The following is a 16420-nucleotide window of genomic DNA, read 5'->3' as shown; positions in this document are numbered from 1 at the left end:
TAGAACTAAGGACCCCGCGCGCCCCGCCGGCCCGGGGCGGCCGGCACAGGCCGCGGCGGCGGGGGCCCGGGGGGGGGGCGGCCCCCCGGCGCCCCCCCCCCCCCCCCCCCCCCCCCCCCCGCCCCTCTGACCTGGGCTTTCCCGGTCCGTCGAAAAAAGTCGAAAAAATCTGCCGCCGGGGCGATGAGTTCCCGCGCCGGCCCCGGTCCATCACTCGACAGCAACGAACGGAGCAGGCGCAGCAGGCGCCGGGCCCACCAGAGAGAAGAGACACCGGGATGTCCTCCACCATGATCTTCGTCAACCTGCCGGTCAGCGACCTGGAGGCCACCAAGGCGTTCTGGGGCAAGCTGGGCTACTCCTTCAACGCCCAGTTCACCGACGAGAACTGCGCCTCCATGCCCATCAGCGACAGCATCGTCGCGATGTTCCTGACCGAGGCCCGCTACAAGGACTTCACCCACAAGGCCATCGCGGACGCGCGGACCACCTCCGAGGTGCTGCTCTGTCTCAGCGCCGAGAGCCGCGCCGCGGTGGACGAGCTGGTCGACGGGGCCCTGGCGGCCGGTGCCACCGAGCCCCGCCCCGCCCAGGACCACGGCGTCATGTACGGCCGCGCCTTCGACGACCTCGACGGCCACACCTGGGAGATCATGTGGATGGACCCGGCCATGGTCCAGGGCTGACCGTCCGCCTACGAGGTCGCGGCGGTCCGCACCGGGTACGTCCGGACCGCCACCTCCTCGTCGTCCAGGCAGCGTCCCGACTCCAGGTCGAAACGCTGCTTCAGCAGCGGCGAGGCCACGAAGGGGCGCCCCGCCGACCAGCCGACCAGCCCGCGCGACAGCACGTGCGCGCCGGTGAAGGGGTCCTGGTTGCCGATCGCGTAGGGGCGCCCCGCGCGGTCGACGAACACCGCGGCCTGGGTCCCGTCCGGGAGCAGGGCGGCCACCCCGCGCCCGGGGGTGAGCGAGGACAGCTCGCACACCGTCAGCCAGCCTTCGGCCACCCGCAGTTCGACGGTCATCGGACAGGACCTCCCAGGGTCAGGGCGGCCAGGTCGGGCTTGACCTGGCCGCGCTCGGGGACGAACCTCACGGTCGGGTCGGGGGCGCCGGGCGCGTTCACGAAGGACACGAACCGCCGCAGCCGGTCGGGGTCCCGGAGGGTCTCGGCCCACTCGTCGCGGTAGTGCGCCACGTGCCGGGCCATCAGCGACTCCAGCTCCGCGCACAGCCCGAGCGAGTCGTGCACCACCACGTCCCGCAGGTGGTCCAGGCCGCCCTCCAGCCGCTCCAGCCAGGTGGAGGTGCGCTCCAGCCGGTCGGCGGTGCGGATGTAGAACATCAGGAACCGGTCGATCAGGCGCACCAGTTCGGCGTCGGAGAGGTCCTGGGCGAGGAGGTCGGCGTGGCGCGGGACGGCCCCGCCGTTGCCGCCGACGTAGAGGTTCCAGCCGTTGGCCGTCGCGATGACCCCGAAGTCCTTGCTCTGCGCCTCGGCGCACTCGCGGGTGCACCCGGACACCGCCGACTTCAGCTTGTGCGGCGCCCGCAGCCCCCGGTAGCGCAGCTCCAGGTCGATGGCCATCCGCACGCTGTCCTGGACCCCGTAGCGGCACCAGGTCTGCCCCACGCACGACTTCACCGTCCGCAGGGCCTTCCCGTACGCGTGCCCGGACTCGAAGCCGGCGTCGACCAGCCGGGCCCAGATCGCGGGCAGCTGGTCCACCCGCGCGCCGAACAGGTCGATGCGCTGCCCGCCGGTGATCTTCGTGTAGAGGCCGAAGTCGCGGGCCACCTCGCCGATCACGATCAGCTTGTCCGGGGTGATCTCGCCGCCCGGGATGCGCGGGACGACCGAGTACGAGCCGTTGCGCTGGAGGTTCGCCAGGAAGTGGTCGTTGGTGTCCTGGAGGGCGGCCTGCTCGCCGTCGAGGACGTAGCCGCTGGCCCCCACGGCGGGGGCCAGGGAGGCGATGATCGACCCGACGGCGGGCTTGCAGACCTCGCAGCCCTCGCCGCCCCGGGCCTCCGGCCGGCCGTGCCCGTCCAGGAGCGCCTGGTACGAGGCCAGGCGGCGGGTGCGGACGATCTCGTACAGTTCCGCGCGCGTGTACGCGAAGCAGCCGCACAGCCCCGGGCCGGCGGCGGGCGGCAGCAGCTGCCCGATCACCTTGAGGCAGCCGCCGCAGCCCGTCCCCGCCTTGGTGCACTTCTTGACCTCGGGCAGGGTCGCGCAGGCGGTGATCGCCTTCTTGGTGACGTTGTGGCAGGAGCAGATCACCGCCGTGTCGGGCAGCGCGGACGGGCCCGGCTGCGGGGCGGGGCCGAGCCCGGCGGGCAGGACCAGGTGCTCGGGCGCGACCGGCGGGACGCTGCCGGTGAGCGGGCGCAGCAGCCCGTAGGCGTCGGCGTCACCGACCAGGACGCCGCCGAGCAGGACGCCCTCGGCGGACATGACGAGCTTCTTGTAGACCCCGGAGCGGGAGTCGGACCAGACGACGTCCAGGCTGCCCTCGGCCGTGCCGTGGGCGTCGCCGAAGGAGGCCACGTCCACGCCGAGCAGCTTGAGCTTGGTGGACAGGTCGGCGCCGGTGAACTCCCGTTCGCGGCCCAGCAGGTCCTCGGCGGCCGTCTCGGCCATCTCGTAGCCGGGCGCGACCAGGCCGTAGACCCGGCCGTCGACGGCCTGGGCGCATTCGCCGATGGCGTACACGCGGGGGTCGGAGGTCCGGCAGCGGGCGTCGACGCTGATCCCGCCGCGTTCGCCGACGGCCAGGCCGCAGTCCCGGGCGAGCTGGTCGCGGGGGCGGACCCCGGCGGAGAAGACGACGAGGCCGGCGTCGACGGTGGACCCGTCGGAGAGGCTCATTCCGGTGACGGAGCCGTCCTCGCCGGTCAGCACCGCCCGGGTGCCGACGCCGGTGTGCACGGTCAGGCCCATGTCCTCGATCGTGCGCAGCAGGGCCGCGCCGCCGCCCTCGTCCACCTGGACGGGCATCAGCCGGGGCGCGAACTCCACGATGCGGGTGGTGAGCCCGAGGCCCTGGAGTGCCCCGGCCGCCTCCAGCCCGAGGAGCCCGCCGCCGACGACGGCGCCGGCCGTCCGGGTCTTCGCGTACTCCTCGATCGCGAGGAGGTCCTCGATGGTGCGGTAGACGAAGCAGCCGGGGGCGTCCCTGCCGGGGACGGGCGGGACGAACGGGTGGCTGCCGGTGGCCAGGACCAGCACGTCGTACGGGAAGACGCGCCCGGAGCGGGAGGTGACCGTACGGGCCTGCCGGTCGACGGACTCGGCGGGGTCGCCCAGGTGCAGCTCGATGCCGTGCTCCGCCATGAACCCGGCCGGGGTCAGGGAGAGCTCCTCGGGGCTGGTGCCGGAGAAGTACGAGGTGAGGTGCACCCGGTCGTAGGCGGGCCGGGGCTCCTCGCAGAGCACCGTGACGCGGTGCGTGGCGGTGGCCCCGCGCTCGGCGAGCGCCTCCAGGTAGCGCTGGCCGACCATGCCGTGCCCGATGAGCACGATCGCGGGCAGGGGCTCGGTCATGTCAGTGGCCTCCGTCGTCGGTGAGCAGGTGGAACAGGTCGTGCGGTGCGTCCAGGGACTCGTCGCCCTCCCAGGTGCGGGCCAGGGCCCCCACGGTGGAGAGCTCGCCGAGCAGGACCCCGCCGACCAGCCGGTCGCCGCGCAGGACGACCTTGCGGTAGGTGCGGCGCGTGGCGTCGGCGAGGCGGACCACGTCGTCGCCGGGGAGCGGGGTGGGGTCGCCGAAGGCGGCGAGGTCGAGGGGGCGGTCGGCGCCGCCGAGGGTGAGCCGGGTCAGGGCGCGCGTGCCGGTGTACTCCGTCGGGGAGCCGGTGAGGACGGCGGCGAGTGCGTCGGCCTGCTCCAGGGCGGGGCCGGCCAGGCCGTAGAGCCGGCCGGCGTGCTCGGCGCAGTCGCCGATGGCGTGGACGTACGGATCGCTGGTGCGCAGCCGGTCGTCCACCACGATCCCCTTGCGGACCTCCAGGCCGGCCGCCCGGGCGAGTCCGGTGCGGGGGCGGACGCCGCAGGCGAGGACGACGACGTCGGCCGCCAGGCGGTAGCCGTCCGCGAGTTCCACCCCGGTGACGCGGTGGCCCTGGCCGGGCGGCGTGCCGGTGCCGGTGGCGGTGGCGGTGGCGGTGGCGGTGGCGGTGGCCGCTGCGCGGAGCCGCTCCCCACCCCGCCCCTTCCCGAAACCGGGGGCCCCGCCCCCGGACCCCCGCGCCTCAAACGCCGGCGGTGCTGGAATCAGCCCCGCCTGGGGGCACCTCCCAGCGGTAGCCGGGGGAGTTTCAGGCGCGGGAGCCGGGGCGGAGCTCCGGGGAACGGAGGAGGGGCGGGGCGGGGAGGAAGCCCCGCGCAGCGGTTGCCCGGTGGTGGTCAGGCCCCTGACGCGGCACTCGGTGTGGATCTCCACCCCGAGGGCCGTCATATGGGCGTGCAGCAGTGCGGACGCGTCGCCGTCCAGCTGCCGCTCCATCAGCCGTTGCGCCTGCTGGGCGAGGACCACCTGCGCGCCCCGCGCGGCCAGCGCACGGGCCGCCGAGACACCGAGGAGGCCGCCGCCGATCACCACCGCCCGCACGCCGGGCCGTACCGCCGCGTCCAGGGCGAGGCAGTCGTCCATGGTGCGGAACGCGTGCACCCCTTCGGGGAGTTCCCCGCCGCCCGGTGGGAGCAGCCCGCGCAGCGCCGGCAGGACCGGGTTCGAGCCGGTGGCCAGTACGAGGGCGTCGTACTCCGGGGCCGTGCCGTCGTCGCAGTGCACCCGGCGTGCGTCACGGTCGATCCGTACCGCCCGCACCCCCCGCCGCAGCACCGGGCCCGGGGCCGGCAGTGCGGCCACCTCGGGGGCGTACCGCCCGGCCAGCACCTCCGCCAGCAGGACCCGGTTGTAGGGTGCGCGGGGCTCCTCGCCGAGGACGGTCACCGCGGCGGCCGGTCCCAGCCGCGCGGCGAGCCGCAGGCCCGCCAGGCCGCCGCCGATCACCACCACACGCTGCTTCGAGGTCATGGAACGAGCGTGCTGGGCGGCTGTTTCCCCGCCGCATCGCTCCTGTTACCCGGACGGAACGCCGCCCTCAGCGCCCGCGCGGCAGGCCGGTGAGGCTTCCGGCGACCGGAGCGCGGGCGGCGTGAACCTCAAGCTTCGCGCAACTTTTCGAGGGTCGGTGGGACCTGCACGGATCCGCTCCCTAGGGTCGGGTCCGTGCCTGACATATCTACGACCATGATCATCGTGCTGTGCGTCGCCGCCGCGGCGGCCGGCTGGATCGACGCGGTGGTGGGCGGCGGCGGACTGCTGCTCCTGCCCGCCCTGCTGCTCGGCCTCCCGCACGCCCAGCCCGCCGCCGTCCTCGGGACCAACAAGGCGGTGGCCATCGTCGGTACGGCCGGGGCGGCCGTCACCTACGCGCGCAAGACCCCGGTGGACGTGAAGCTCGCCGTACGGATCGGGCTGGCCGCGCTCGCCGGGTCGATGGGCGGGGCCGCCCTGGCCGGCGGGATCAGCAAGGACACCATGCGGCCGCTGATCATGGGTGTCCTCGTGGTGGTCGCCGCCGTGGTGATCTTCAAGCCCGGCTTCGGCGCCGCTCCCTCCGCCGCGCCCGTCTCCCGGCAGCGGGTCCTGCTCACCATCGCCCTCGCCGGCCTCGGCATCGGCTTCTACGACGGCCTCATCGGGCCCGGCACCGGCACGTTCCTGGTGCTGGCCCTCACCGCCCTGCTCCACCTCGACCTGGTCACCGCCTCCGCCACCGCGAAGATCGTCAACTGCTGCACCAACGCCGGGGCGCTCGCGATGTTCGCCTACCAGGGCATGGTGTTCTGGCAGCTGGCCGCGCTGATGGCCGTGTTCAACCTCGCCGGCGGCATGGTCGGGGCCCGGATGGCCCTCAAGAAGGGCAGCGGGTTCGTCCGGGGCGTGCTGCTGACCGTGGTCGGCGCGCTCGTCGTCAAGCTCGGCCTGGAGCAGTGGGGCTGACCGCGCCGAGCGGGCGCGGGACCCCCGGCCGCGCGCCCGCCGGACGTCAGGCCCGCGGGGCGCGGCGCATCACCCAGAGGGTCGGCCCGCCGCCGGGCAGCTGCGCCTCGCCGAGCACGGTGAAGCCGAAGTGCTCGTAGAAGGGGACGTTGGACTCCTTGGAGGACTCCAGGTAGACGGGCAGGCCCGCCGCGTCGGCCCGGGCCAGGCCCGAGCGCAGCAGAGCGGCCCCGTGCCCCCGGCCCTGGCCGGCCGGGTCGGCGCCGAGCACCGCGAGGTACCAGTGGTCCTCCGGGGGCGCGTGCTCGGCTGCCGCCGCGATGCCCGCCCGGAACACCCCCGCCCGGTCGCCGAGCACGGTGGCGATCTCGTCGAGGGTCTCGTCGTCGGGGAGGGCGCGGCCGTCGGGCGCCACCCAGAAGGAAGCGGCCAGGTCCGTGCGCTCACACACGCCGTGGCGGCCGTAGTGCCGGGTGAGGAGCGTGGCGAAGTACCGGACCATGCCCTCCTCGCGCGTGGCCTCCTCGGGGAAGAACCAGCACATCATCGGGTCGTCGGCGAAGGCGCGGGCCAGACCGCGGCCGATGTCGTCGGCGTCGTCGGTCGTGGCGGGCCTGGGCGTGTTCGTGGTCGGCATACCGGTCATTCTGCAACCGGATGATCTTGGCCGGGGTGGCGGGGTGCCCGGTTTCAGTAGGTCCCGGTGAGATGGGCGAAGACGACCACGTTGCCCTGATAGCCCGTGCGCGGGGAGAAGCCGCCGCCGCAGGTGATCACCCGCAGCTCCGCGCGCTGCGACGGCCCGTACACGCGCCGGTCCGGGAAGGACTTCGCGTCGTAGACCTCGACCGCGTGGACCGTGAACACCGCGGTACGTCCGTCCGCGCGGGCGACCTCGATCACGGCGCCCCGGTGCAGCGCCCCCAGGTGGTAGAAGACCGCCGGACCGCTCGCGTTGTCCACGTGACCCGCGATCAGGGCGGTCCCCGTGGCGCCCGGGGTGGTCCCCTCCCGGTACCAGCCGGCGAGGTCGCCCGGGGCGGGAGGCGGCACTTCGAGGCTGCCGTCGCGCTCCAGGCCGAGCCCGGTGAGCGGGGCGTCCACCCGGATGGACGGGATCCGGATCCGGGTCGGCGGAGAGCCGGGGAGCGGGTCGATGCTGCCGGGGTAGACGGCCTGCGCGCTCAGGGCGTCGGCGGGGGAGGGCAGCGGCGGCCGGACGGTCTCGCCGGAGCCGCTGGTGACGAGCCAGACCCCGACGCAGACGGCCACCGCCACCAGCCCGGCCCGCCCCCGCCGGTCCACGGTCCGGGGCCGCGCGCCGCCGGGGATCCGCTCCGCTGGGCGGCGGTCGCGCCCGGGCCAGATGCCCCGGATTCCCGGGAAGCCGGCCATCCCTCGCACCCCCTCGCCTCGCCGTCGTCAGCAGTGGCCGTCGCCCGGCCCCGCGAACGGGGGGACCTCGCGGGGCGGGCGACGGTGGGCGGTACCGGTCGGACCGCGGCCTGGGCCGCGGTGGGCGCCCGTCAGCTCCGCGTGCCGCTCGCCCGGCGACGCAGGAGCCAGGTACCGCCGACGGCGGCCGCGGCCAGCACTGCCGCTCCCGCCGTGATCTTGGCCGGGTCGGTGGTGGTGGACGTGCCACCGCCCACCCCGGTGCGCACGTGCCCCTGGGGGCCGTGTTCGGTGACGACCAGGTCGCCGGTGGCGAACTTGCCGTCGGCGCAGGTGGCGCCGATGCCGTAGGTGCCGGGCCGGATGTCGCGGGCGACCTGGAACTGGCCCACGACGACCTCCTTGTGGGTACCCGGGACGAGCCTGAAGCGGCCCCCGCCCACGGTGGTGGCGTCGCCCTCGGCGTGACCGCCCGGACCGCAGGCCTTGGTGTTCACGGTCACCGTGGTGCCCGGCACCGCCGACTTCGGCCACACCTCCAGCACGGCGAAGTCACCGGGTGCGAAGGGCGGCATGCCCAGGTCCGCGGCGGCCACCGCTCCGGCGACCGGGCCGGCGAAGGCGGCGGCGGTCAGCGCGGCGGCGGTCAGCGCGTGGGCGGTCCTGCGGCGCATGGGTCACTCCTCGTGACACGGGGTCGTGTCACGAGGAAAACCGGCCCGCCCGCCCCCCGCCTGCTGACCCATCGTCAGATCCGGTCCCCGCGCCCCTCGGGCACGGGATCAGCCCAGGTCGGAGGCGCTGAACGGCCATCCGTGCGCCCCCACCCCGTCCGGGTGACATCCCGGCCCGCTCGGGCCTGCGGCAGGGGCACCGCCGCCAGGCCCCCGGGGCCGGCCTCGGGCGCCTCCGCCAGCGCCTCCGGCGGGCGATCGTCACAGGGGCCGGGAGATGGTCAAACAGCGGTGCGTACGGTGGGGGATGCACGGGAGAGAGGGGCCTTCGGGCCCGGCCCGCGCAGGTCCTGCGTAGCCGAAGGAGGGGCTCGTGGCATCGGTCGATCGGCCGGGACAGGGCGGCGTCCTGCCGTTCTTCGTGTACGGGACGCTGCGGCCCGGCGAGGTCAACCACCGGCTGTTCCTGCGGGGCCGCACCACCGCCGAGGAGCCGGCCCGGCTGCCGGGCGCGGTGCTGTACGAGGGTCCGGGCTACCCGTACGCGGTCGAGCGGGCCGGCTCCGAGATAGCCGGGTCGTTGATCACCCCCGCCCCCGGGGCGTACGCGGAGCTGCTGGCCTCCCTGGACCTGCTGGAGGAGTACGCGGGGCCGGGCAGCCCGGGCAACGTCTACGACCGGGTCGCACGCGAGGCCGTCCGCGGGGACGGGGGCCGGGTACGGGCCTGGGTGTACCTGGCGGCCGCCCCGCTGGCCGTCCGCCTGGCGAGGTCGGGCCGCGAGATCCCCGGCGGCGACTGGCTGCGGAGGTAGCCCGGCGGCACGGGGCCCGCTGCGCGGGGCGGTGTCCCCCACCCGCCCTCCCGCCGTTCCCCCCGGCTCCGCCCGGACCCGCGCCTCGCCCCCCGGCTACCGCCGCCAGGTGCCCCCAGGCGGGGCCGGACTTCCGCGGCAGCCGGAGGAGGGCCCGGGGCCGAAGCCCCCAGGGGGCTACAGGCCTTCCGCGCCGCGGTTGCGCAGGCGCTGCCCGTACTGCTGGAGCACCCACAGCTCCTGCTGGATCGCCGCGTGCTGCTCCGGCGGTGCCTGGGGGCCGAGGCGGGCCAGCTGGCCCTGGATCTCGTGCACCCGGCGGTCCACCGCCCGCAGGCGGACCTGTACCAGCTGCACCCCCGCGTAGACCTCGTCCACCGTCTTCGCGTGGATGGCCTCCACCGCCAGCTCCGTCACCAGCGCCCGGACCGTGTCGTTCGGGGCCGCCTCCCGCACCCGGGCCAGGTAGTCCTCGGTGCCCTGGGCGGCGCCGCCCGCGTCCTGGATGGCCCGGCGGACCTCCGCGTACGGCGGGGCCGTGAACTCGTCCGCCCCGTACGCGTCGAAGGCGGGGGAGACCAGGGCCGGCCGCTGGAGTGCCAGCTTGAGCAGCTCCCGCTCCGTGCGGTGCGCCGGGCTGCGCAGGTTCAGGGCCGGACCGCTCGGCCGCACCGCGGCGGGTGCGGCGGCCGGGGCCTGCTCCTGGCGGCGGGCGGGCTGCCGCCGGTCCGGCTGCTGGCCGCGCTCGCGCGCCCAGCGCGCCTGCTGCGCGACCCGCTTGACCACGAACTGCTCGTCGCGGATGCCCAGCATGCCCGCCAGCTGCACCGCCGACTCGTGCTGGATGGCGATGTTCTTGATCCCGGCGACCACCGGGGCCGCCTCGTCCAGCGCGGCCGCCCGCCCCGCCGGGTTCTCCAGGTTGTGCCGGGACACGATGTGCCGCAGTGCGAACTCGAACAGCGGGGTACGGGACTCCACCAGCCCGGACACCGCCGCGTCACCCTGAGCGAGGCGCAGGTCGCAGGGGTCCATGCCGCCAGGGGTGATCGCGATCGAGGTCTCCGCCGCGAACTTCTGGTCGTCCTCGAAGGCCCGCAGCGCCGCCTTCTGCCCGGCGGCGTCACCGTCGAAGGTGAAGATCACCTCGGCGGTCGCGTTGTCCATCAGCAGCCGCCGCAGGATCTTGATGTGCTCCCCGCCGAAGGCGGTGCCACAGGTGGCGATGGCGGTGGTGACGCCGGCCAGGTGGCAGGCCATCACATCGGTGTAGCCCTCGACCACCACGGCCCGGGAGGTCCTCGCGATCTCCTTCTTCGCCAGGTCGATGCCGTACAGCACCTGGGACTTCTTGTAGATCGGCGTCTCGGGGGTGTTCAGGTACTTCGGGCCGTTGTCGTCCTCGCGCAGCTTGCGCGCGCCGAAGCCGACCACCTCGCCGCTGATGTCCCGGATCGGCCACATCAGCCGGCCCCGGAAGCGGTCGATGGGCTTGCCGCTGCGGCTGTCCTGGGCCAGTCCGGAGAGGATCAGCTCCTTGTCGCTGAAGCCCCGCCCGCGCAGGAACCGGGTCAGGTGGTCCCAGCCCGCCGGGCTGTAGCCCACGCCGAAGTGCCCGGCCGCCGCCTGGTCGAAGCCGCGTTCCGCCAGGAAGCGGCGGGCGATCTCGGCCTCGGCGCCGCCGAGCTGGTCCACGTAGAACTGGGCGGCCGCCTTGTGCGCCTCGACCAGCCGGATGCGTTCCCCGCGGCCGCTGGTGCCGGCGGTGTAGCCGCCCTCCTCGTAGCGCAGCGTGATCCCGGCCTGGCCGGCCAGCCGTTCCACCGCCTCCGAGAAGGAGAGGTGGTCGATCTTCATGATGAAGTCGAGGGTGTCCCCGCCGGCCTGGCAGCCGAAGCAGTGGTACAGCCCCTTGCTCGGGCTGACCTGGAAGGACGGGGACTTCTCGTCGTGGAAGGGGCACAGGCCCTTGAGGTTGCCGCCGCCGGCGTTGCGCAGCTGGAGGTACTCCGAGACCACGGCGTCGATCGGGACCGCGTCCCGTACCGCCTTCACGTCGTCGTCGTTGATCCGTCCTGCCACCCGTGAATTCTACGGTGGGGCGGCGGCAAACCCGTCAGGCCCCCTCGGCCGGCACCAGGGAGTCGAGCGGAACGGAAGGGTCCGCCAGCTTCTCGCGGTCCACCGGGGCCTTGGAGCGGATCAGGTTCTGGATGTGCTCGGTGACGTCCCACACGTTCACGTTCATTCCGGCCAGCACCCGTCCGTCGGAGAGCCAGAACGCGATGAACTCGCGCTTGCCCACGTCCCCGCGCACCAGCACCTGGTCGTAGCTGCCCGCCGGGGCGAACCCCGAGTACTCCAGGCCCACGTCGTACTGGTCGGAGAAGAAGTACGGCACCCGCTCGTACGAGACCTCCTGCCCCAGCATCGCCCGCGCGGCGGCCGGCCCGCCGTTGAGGGCGTTGGCCCAGTGCTCCACCCGCAGCCGGGCCCCCAGCCCGGGGTGCTGCGCGGCGGCCACGTCGCCGACGGCGAAGACGTCCGGGTCGGAGGTGCGCAGCGAGGCGTCCACGGCGATGCCCCCGCCGTGCTCCCGGTCCACCAGGGCCAGTCCCGAGGTCTCCGCGAGCGCGGTGCGCGGCGCCGCCCCGATCGCGGCGAGCACGGCGTGCGCCGGGTGTTCCTCCCCGTCGTCGGTCCGGGCGGCCAGCACCATGCCGTCCTGGCCGACGATCTCCGTCAGCGTCGCCCCGAAGTGGAAGCGGACCCCGTGCTCGGCGTGCAGGTCCGCGAAGAACTGCCCGACCTCCGGGCCGAGCACCGCGTGCAGCGGCGTGGGCAGCGGCTCGACGACCGTCACCTCCGCCCCGTAGGAGCGGGCAGCGGCCGCCACCTCCAGGCCGATCCAGCCCGCGCCCGCGATCAGCAGGTGGCCGTTGTCGCGGCCCAGGGAGGCCAGCGCCTTGCGCAGCAGGTCGGCGTGGGCGAGCCGGCGCAGGTGGTGCACCCCGGCCAGGCCGGTGCCCGGGATGTCCAGGCGCCGCGGCTCGGACCCGGTCGCCAGCAGCAGCTTGTCGTAGTGCAGCAGGGTGCCGTCCCCCAGGCGCACCGTCTTGGCCTCGCGGTCCAGGTGCACCGCGGGCTGGCCCAGGTGCAGCTCGATGTCGGCGCCCGCGTACCAGGACGGCTCGTGTACGAAGACGCTGTCGCGCTCCTCCTTGCCCAGGAGGTAGCCCTTGGACAGCGGGGGCCGCTCGTAGGGATGGTCGCGCTCGTCGCCGATCAGGATCACCCGGCCGGTGAACCCCTCCGACCTCAGCGTCTCGGCGGCCTTCGCCCCGGCCAGTCCCGCGCCGACGATGATGAACGTCTGGTGTGCGTCGACCACCTGATGCCTCCTCATAACCTCTCCGCCATGTGCGGCCACATGCGAGCGTCCCGCACCGAGCCTGCCCCGGGAAGGGGGAATGGCCCGATCGGCTCACCCTTCGGCGCGCCGCCCGTGCCGGGTGAGGCGGGCGTGCAGGGACCGGGCGGAAGCGTCGGTGAGGCAGGCGATCTGGTCGATGACCGCGCGCTTACGGGCCTTGTCGTCCGGCGCGGCGTCGAAGAGCGCCCGGAACTGGGGGTCGAGGCCCTCCGGCGCGCGGGCGCTGAGCGCCTCGGCGAGTTCGGCCAGGACGATGCGCTGGTCGGCGCGCAACCGTTCCTGCTCGTCGCGCTGCATCACATACAGGTCGGCGACCGCCTTCAGGACGGCGCACTCGTTGCGCGCCCGGCGCGGAACCACCAGCTCCGCCGCGTACCGGGTCAGCGGCCCGGGCCCGTACGCCTCACGGGTGGCGCTCTCGGCGGCCAGGCAGAAACGGCCGATCAGCTGGCTGGTGGCGTCCTTCAGCCGGGCCTGCGCCACGGCGGAGCCGTCGTAGCCGTGCGGCCACCACTCCTCCTCCATCAGCCGGTCCAGCGCCTCGCGCAGCTCTTCGGGGTCGGTGTCCGCAGGCACGTACCGGCCGATGGCGACCTGCCAGATGGCGGTCCGCTCGGGCTCGGCGAACAGCAGGTTGGGGTCGAGGTGCCCGGCGTGCAGGCCGTCCTCGAAGTCGTGCACCGAGTACGCCACGTCGTCCGACCAGTCCATCACCTGGGCCTCGAAGCACTTGCGGTCGGCGGGCGCGCCGCGCCGCAGCCACGCGAAGACCGGCAGGTCGTCCTCGTAGGCGCCGAACTTCACCGAGTCGGGGTCGGTGGGGTGGCCGCCGCGCGCCCAGGGGTACTTGGTGGCGGCGTCCAGGCAGGCCCGGGTCAGGTTGAGGCCGACGCTGACCGGCTCGCCCGTGGCCGGGTCGGGCACGAACCGCTTGGGCTCCAGCCGGGTCAGCAGGCGCAGCGACTGGGCGTTGCCCTCGAAGCCGCCGCAGTCCTTCGCGAACTCGTTGAGCGCCTCCTCGCCGTTGTGCCCGAACGGGGGGTGGCCCATGTCGTGCGACAGGCAGGCCGCCTCGACCAGGTCGGGATCGCAGCCCAGGGCCGCGCCGAGCTCCCGGCCGACCTGCGCGCACTCCAGGGAATGGGTCAGCCGGGTACGGGGGCTCGCGTCCCAGTCGAACGAGCGGGTGCCCGGGGTGACCACCTGGGTCTTACCGGCGAGGCGGCGCAGCGCGGCCGAATGCAGCACGCGGGCCCGGTCGCGCTGGAAGGCCGTCCGCCCGGGCCGTTTGTCGGGCTCGGCGGCCCACCGCTCGGTGGCGGCGGGGTCGTAGGAGTCGTACGCGGGGGTGAGCGCGGTGCCTTCCATGTATCAGACGTTAACCGGAGACACCGACAATCCGAGCAATACGGTCCGGGCCGTTCCTCAGGCGCTGGCCAGTTCGCGCGGGTGGGCGGGGCGGGACAGGGCCTCCTCGTAGCGGTGGAGGACCAGGCGGGCCAGGGCGGGGTGGGCGCCCAGCGGGGCGGCGGCCGGGCCCGGTGCGGCGGCGGCGCTCGCGGTGGCGAAGCGGCCCGGGGCGGTGAAGTACGAGGCCACTGCCACCCGGTGGCCCCGCGCCGCGAGCGCCCGTACGGCGTCCGGGACGGCCGGCGCGGCCGCCGAGGCGTAGGCCGGGGCCACGGGCACCCCGCCGAGCCGCTCCGAGAGCAGGGCGGCGGTACGGCGGGAGTCGGCGGCGGAGTCCGGGTCCGTGGAGCCGGCGCAGGCCAGGACGACGGCCGTGCCCGGCTGCCATCCCGCCTCCAGGAGCCGCTCGAACAGGGCCTCCACCAGCAGCGGGTGCGGGCCGAGGGGAGCCGCGACCCGCGTCCGCAGGCGCCCGGCGCGGGCCGCGGCGGCGGGCAGGTCCCGCTTGACGTGCGTGCCGCGCCCCAGCAGCAGCGGGACGAGGACCGCCGAACCCGCGCAGTCCCCCAGGGCGTCGGCGAGCAGCGGCCGGTTCAGCTCGATGTGCCCGAGCCGGACGTCGAGGCGCGGGCGGAGCTCGCGGACCCGTTCGAGGAGGGTGAGGACGGTGAGCGCGGCGCGGGGGTCGCGGCTGCCGTGGGCCACGGCGACGAGGGTGGGGTGCATGAGGGGGCTCCGTGGGGCCGGGCGCGCGGCGGGCGCACTCCGCTCAGCTGGGTGCCGAGCTGATCGGTGATCCGGGTCAGCAGGTCGGCCGTGCTGCCGAACGGAAGGAAAAGGGAGGGGGCGGACTGGCTTTCGGGAGGGTGCACCGGCTCCGTCATGAACCGATCCTGCGGGCCGCAGATTGCGTGGGCGTTGCGCCGCGGTGACGGCTGTTCGCCGGCTCCTCACGCCCCCGGCGGCGGCCGACGGCGGAACCGCCCCGCGGCCCTGACCGTCCTGACCTGCGAGGAGTCGCCGGGGAGGCGACGAGCCCACGACCACCAGGGGGGAACCGCCATGCGCCGACCGCGCCTCGGTACCGTACGGGCCCGCAGACGGGCGGTACAGGCCGTGACGGCGCTGTGCGTGCTGGCCCTGCTGCCCGCCACCTGGACCCGCGTGGCCGCCGCCGACCGGCTGCGCACCACCGCGCAGGCGCCCGCCGCCGGGGTGGCCGTCGTGTTCGGGGCAGGGCTGTGGGACGGCCGGCCCACCCCCTACCTCGCGGCCCGCCTGGACGCGGCCGTCGAGCTGTACCGCGCCGGGAAGGTGAGGGCCGTCCTGGTCACCGGGGACAACAGCCGCACCGAGTACGACGAGCCCGACGCGATGCGCACGTACCTCACCGGGCACGGGGTGCCGGACGGCCGGATCGTCAGCGACTTCGCCGGCTTCGACACCTGGGACAGCTGCGTCCGCGCGCGCGAGATCTTCGGCGTGCGCCGGGCGGTCCTGGTCAGCCAGAGCTTCCACGTCCACCGGGCCGTCACGCTGTGCCGGGCCGCGGGGGTGGACGCCTACGGGGTCGGCGTCGACAACAAGCACGACGCCACCTGGTACTACGGCGGCGTCCGCGAGGTCTTCGCGGCCGGCAAGGCGGCCGTCGACGCCGTCTTCCAGCCGCGGCCGACCTTCCTCGGACCCAAGGAGGAGGGGGTGTCGCGGGCCCTGGCCGCTCTGGCAGACTGACGCCGCGATCGGCGATATGCCGATTAGTCATATGCGAGTGCGTGCGGCGTCAGGGGTGGAACCGTGGGTGTGGTGGATCTGAGCGGCAAGGCCGTCGTCGTCACCGGTGGGGCCCGGGGCCTCGGAGCGGCCGCCGCGCAGGCCGTCGTGGACGGCGGCGGGCGGGTGCTGATCACCGACGTGCTGGAGGCGGAGGGCGCCGAGACCGCCGCGAAGCTCGGCCACGCGGCCCGCTTCCTGCGCCACGACGTCACCAGCGAGGCCGACTGGCAGGCCGTCCTGGACCACGCCGTCGCCGAGTTCGGCCGGCTCGACGGACTGGTCAACAACGCCGGTATCGCCACGGGGCAGTTCCTGGAGCACGAAAGCGTCGAGCACTTCCGCCGGTGCGTGGAGGTCAACCTGGTCGGCACGTTCATCGGCCTCAAGGCGGCCATCCCGCTGCTGCGGGCGAACGGCGGGGGTTCCGTCGTCAACATCTCGTCCGCCGCCGGTCTCACCGGTCTGGCCCTGACCGCCGGGTACGGCGCCTCCAAGTGGGGCGTACGGGGACTGTCGAAGATCGGCGCCGTCGAGCTGGCGGAGGCGCGGATCCGGGTGAACTCGGTCCACCCGGGGATGACGCTGACGCCGATGACCGCGCCGGTCGGGATCCAGGCGGGGGAGGGGCGCTATCCGGGTACGCCCATGGGGCGGGTCGGCGTCCCGGAGGAGATCGCGGCGGCCGTCGCCTTCCTCCTCTCCGACGCCGCCTCGTACATGACGGGGGCCGAGCTGGCCGTCGACGGCGGCTGGACGGCGGGCCTGACGGTCCGCCACCTGACGGGGCAGTAGCCGGTCCCGGGCGGGGCCGGGTGTGCCGCTGCGCGGGGCTTCTCCCCGCCCCGCCCGGGGGCACCTCCCAGCGGCAGCTGGGGAGGGGCTGGGGCGGAGCCCCCGGGAAC

Annotated in this window: 14 protein-coding genes and 1 pseudogene; 5 read left to right on the top strand and 10 right to left on the bottom strand. The window is 74.8% G+C overall.

Annotated elements, in window-relative coordinates:
• Positions 1-278 precede the first annotated feature (278 nt).
• Positions 279-686 carry a VOC family protein gene (locus tag WDV06_RS10170; protein WP_395509312.1) on the top strand — a complete coding sequence of 136 codons (408 nt, stop codon included), beginning with the start codon at positions 279-281 and terminating at the stop codon, positions 684-686.
• Between the two features lie 8 nt (positions 687-694).
• Here the strand turns inward: WDV06_RS10170 and nirD are convergent, their stop codons facing one another.
• Genes nirD through WDV06_RS10155 form a run of 3 tightly spaced genes read right to left on the bottom strand, consistent with a single transcriptional unit; the run spans position 695 to position 5044 of the window.
• Positions 695-1027, bottom strand: coding sequence for a nitrite reductase small subunit NirD (gene nirD / locus WDV06_RS10165; RefSeq protein WP_395509311.1), 333 nt, complete (start codon positions 1025-1027; stop codon positions 695-697).
• Complete coding sequence (gene nirB, locus WDV06_RS10160) at positions 1024-3549, bottom strand: nitrite reductase large subunit NirB (protein ID WP_395509310.1); 2526 nt, start codon at positions 3547-3549, stop codon at positions 1024-1026. The genes nirD and nirB overlap by 4 nt, the downstream gene beginning before the upstream one ends.
• Position 3550: 1 nt before the next feature.
• On the bottom strand, positions 3551-5044 hold the full coding sequence (locus tag WDV06_RS10155; RefSeq protein WP_395509309.1) for an NAD(P)/FAD-dependent oxidoreductase: 1494 nt from the start codon (positions 5042-5044) through the stop codon (positions 3551-3553).
• A gap of 195 nt (positions 5045-5239) precedes the next feature.
• Between WDV06_RS10155 and WDV06_RS10150 the strand changes: the two genes are divergently transcribed.
• A complete protein-coding gene (locus WDV06_RS10150; RefSeq protein ID WP_395509308.1) occupies positions 5240-6016 on the top strand; it encodes a sulfite exporter TauE/SafE family protein in 777 nt (258 codons plus the stop codon).
• A gap of 46 nt (positions 6017-6062) precedes the next feature.
• On the opposite strand, the gene WDV06_RS10145 is transcribed toward WDV06_RS10150, so the two are convergent.
• From WDV06_RS10145 to WDV06_RS10135, 3 genes are all read right to left on the bottom strand, one after another.
• Complete coding sequence (locus WDV06_RS10145; protein ID WP_395509307.1) at positions 6063-6653, bottom strand: GNAT family N-acetyltransferase; 591 nt, start codon at positions 6651-6653, stop codon at positions 6063-6065.
• Between the two features lie 53 nt (positions 6654-6706).
• Positions 6707-7420 (bottom strand): class F sortase, encoded by a 714-nt coding sequence (locus WDV06_RS10140; RefSeq protein ID WP_395509306.1) that lies wholly within the window; start codon positions 7418-7420, stop codon positions 6707-6709.
• Positions 7421-7542: 122 nt separating this feature from the next.
• Complete coding sequence (locus WDV06_RS10135; protein WP_395509305.1) at positions 7543-8085, bottom strand: hypothetical protein; 543 nt, start codon at positions 8083-8085, stop codon at positions 7543-7545.
• 373 nt (positions 8086-8458) lie between these two features.
• On the opposite strand from WDV06_RS10135, the gene WDV06_RS10130 reads away from it, so the two are divergent.
• Positions 8459-8899 (top strand): gamma-glutamylcyclotransferase family protein, encoded by a 441-nt coding sequence (locus WDV06_RS10130; RefSeq protein WP_395509304.1) that lies wholly within the window; start codon positions 8459-8461, stop codon positions 8897-8899.
• 177 nt (positions 8900-9076) lie between these two features.
• On the opposite strand, the gene dnaG is transcribed toward WDV06_RS10130, so the two are convergent.
• The 4 genes and pseudogenes from dnaG to WDV06_RS10110 all read right to left on the bottom strand — a co-directional run bounded on the left by dnaG (position 9077) and on the right by WDV06_RS10110 (position 14626).
• Positions 9077-10981: a DNA primase gene (dnaG, locus tag WDV06_RS10125; RefSeq protein WP_395509303.1), complete on the bottom strand. Its 1905-nt coding sequence runs from the start codon at positions 10979-10981 to the stop codon at positions 9077-9079.
• 34 nt (positions 10982-11015) lie between these two features.
• Complete coding sequence (locus WDV06_RS10120; protein WP_395509302.1) at positions 11016-12290, bottom strand: NAD(P)/FAD-dependent oxidoreductase; 1275 nt, start codon at positions 12288-12290, stop codon at positions 11016-11018.
• A gap of 93 nt (positions 12291-12383) precedes the next feature.
• Complete coding sequence (locus WDV06_RS10115; protein ID WP_395509301.1) at positions 12384-13700, bottom strand: deoxyguanosinetriphosphate triphosphohydrolase; 1317 nt, start codon at positions 13698-13700, stop codon at positions 12384-12386.
• 57 nt (positions 13701-13757) lie between these two features.
• A pseudogene (locus tag WDV06_RS10110) lies at positions 13758-14626 on the bottom strand (sirohydrochlorin chelatase).
• 178 nt (positions 14627-14804) lie between these two features.
• Between WDV06_RS10110 and WDV06_RS10105 the strand changes: the two are divergent.
• Both WDV06_RS10105 and WDV06_RS10100 read left to right on the top strand, forming a co-directional pair.
• The gene (locus WDV06_RS10105; protein WP_395509300.1) at positions 14805-15476 is read left to right on the top strand and encodes a SanA/YdcF family protein; all 672 of its coding nucleotides are present in this window, start codon (positions 14805-14807) and stop codon (positions 15474-15476) included.
• A gap of 69 nt (positions 15477-15545) precedes the next feature.
• A complete protein-coding gene (locus tag WDV06_RS10100; protein WP_395509299.1) occupies positions 15546-16310 on the top strand; it encodes a glucose 1-dehydrogenase in 765 nt (254 codons plus the stop codon).
• Positions 16311-16420: the final 110 nt, after the last annotated feature.

It is taken from the genome of Streptomyces racemochromogenes, from assembly GCF_044129415.1.
In the GTDB taxonomy this organism is placed as follows: Bacteria; Actinomycetota; Actinomycetes; order Streptomycetales; family Streptomycetaceae; genus Streptomyces; species Streptomyces racemochromogenes_A.
This window is presented reverse-complemented; position numbering and strand designations above follow the sequence as displayed.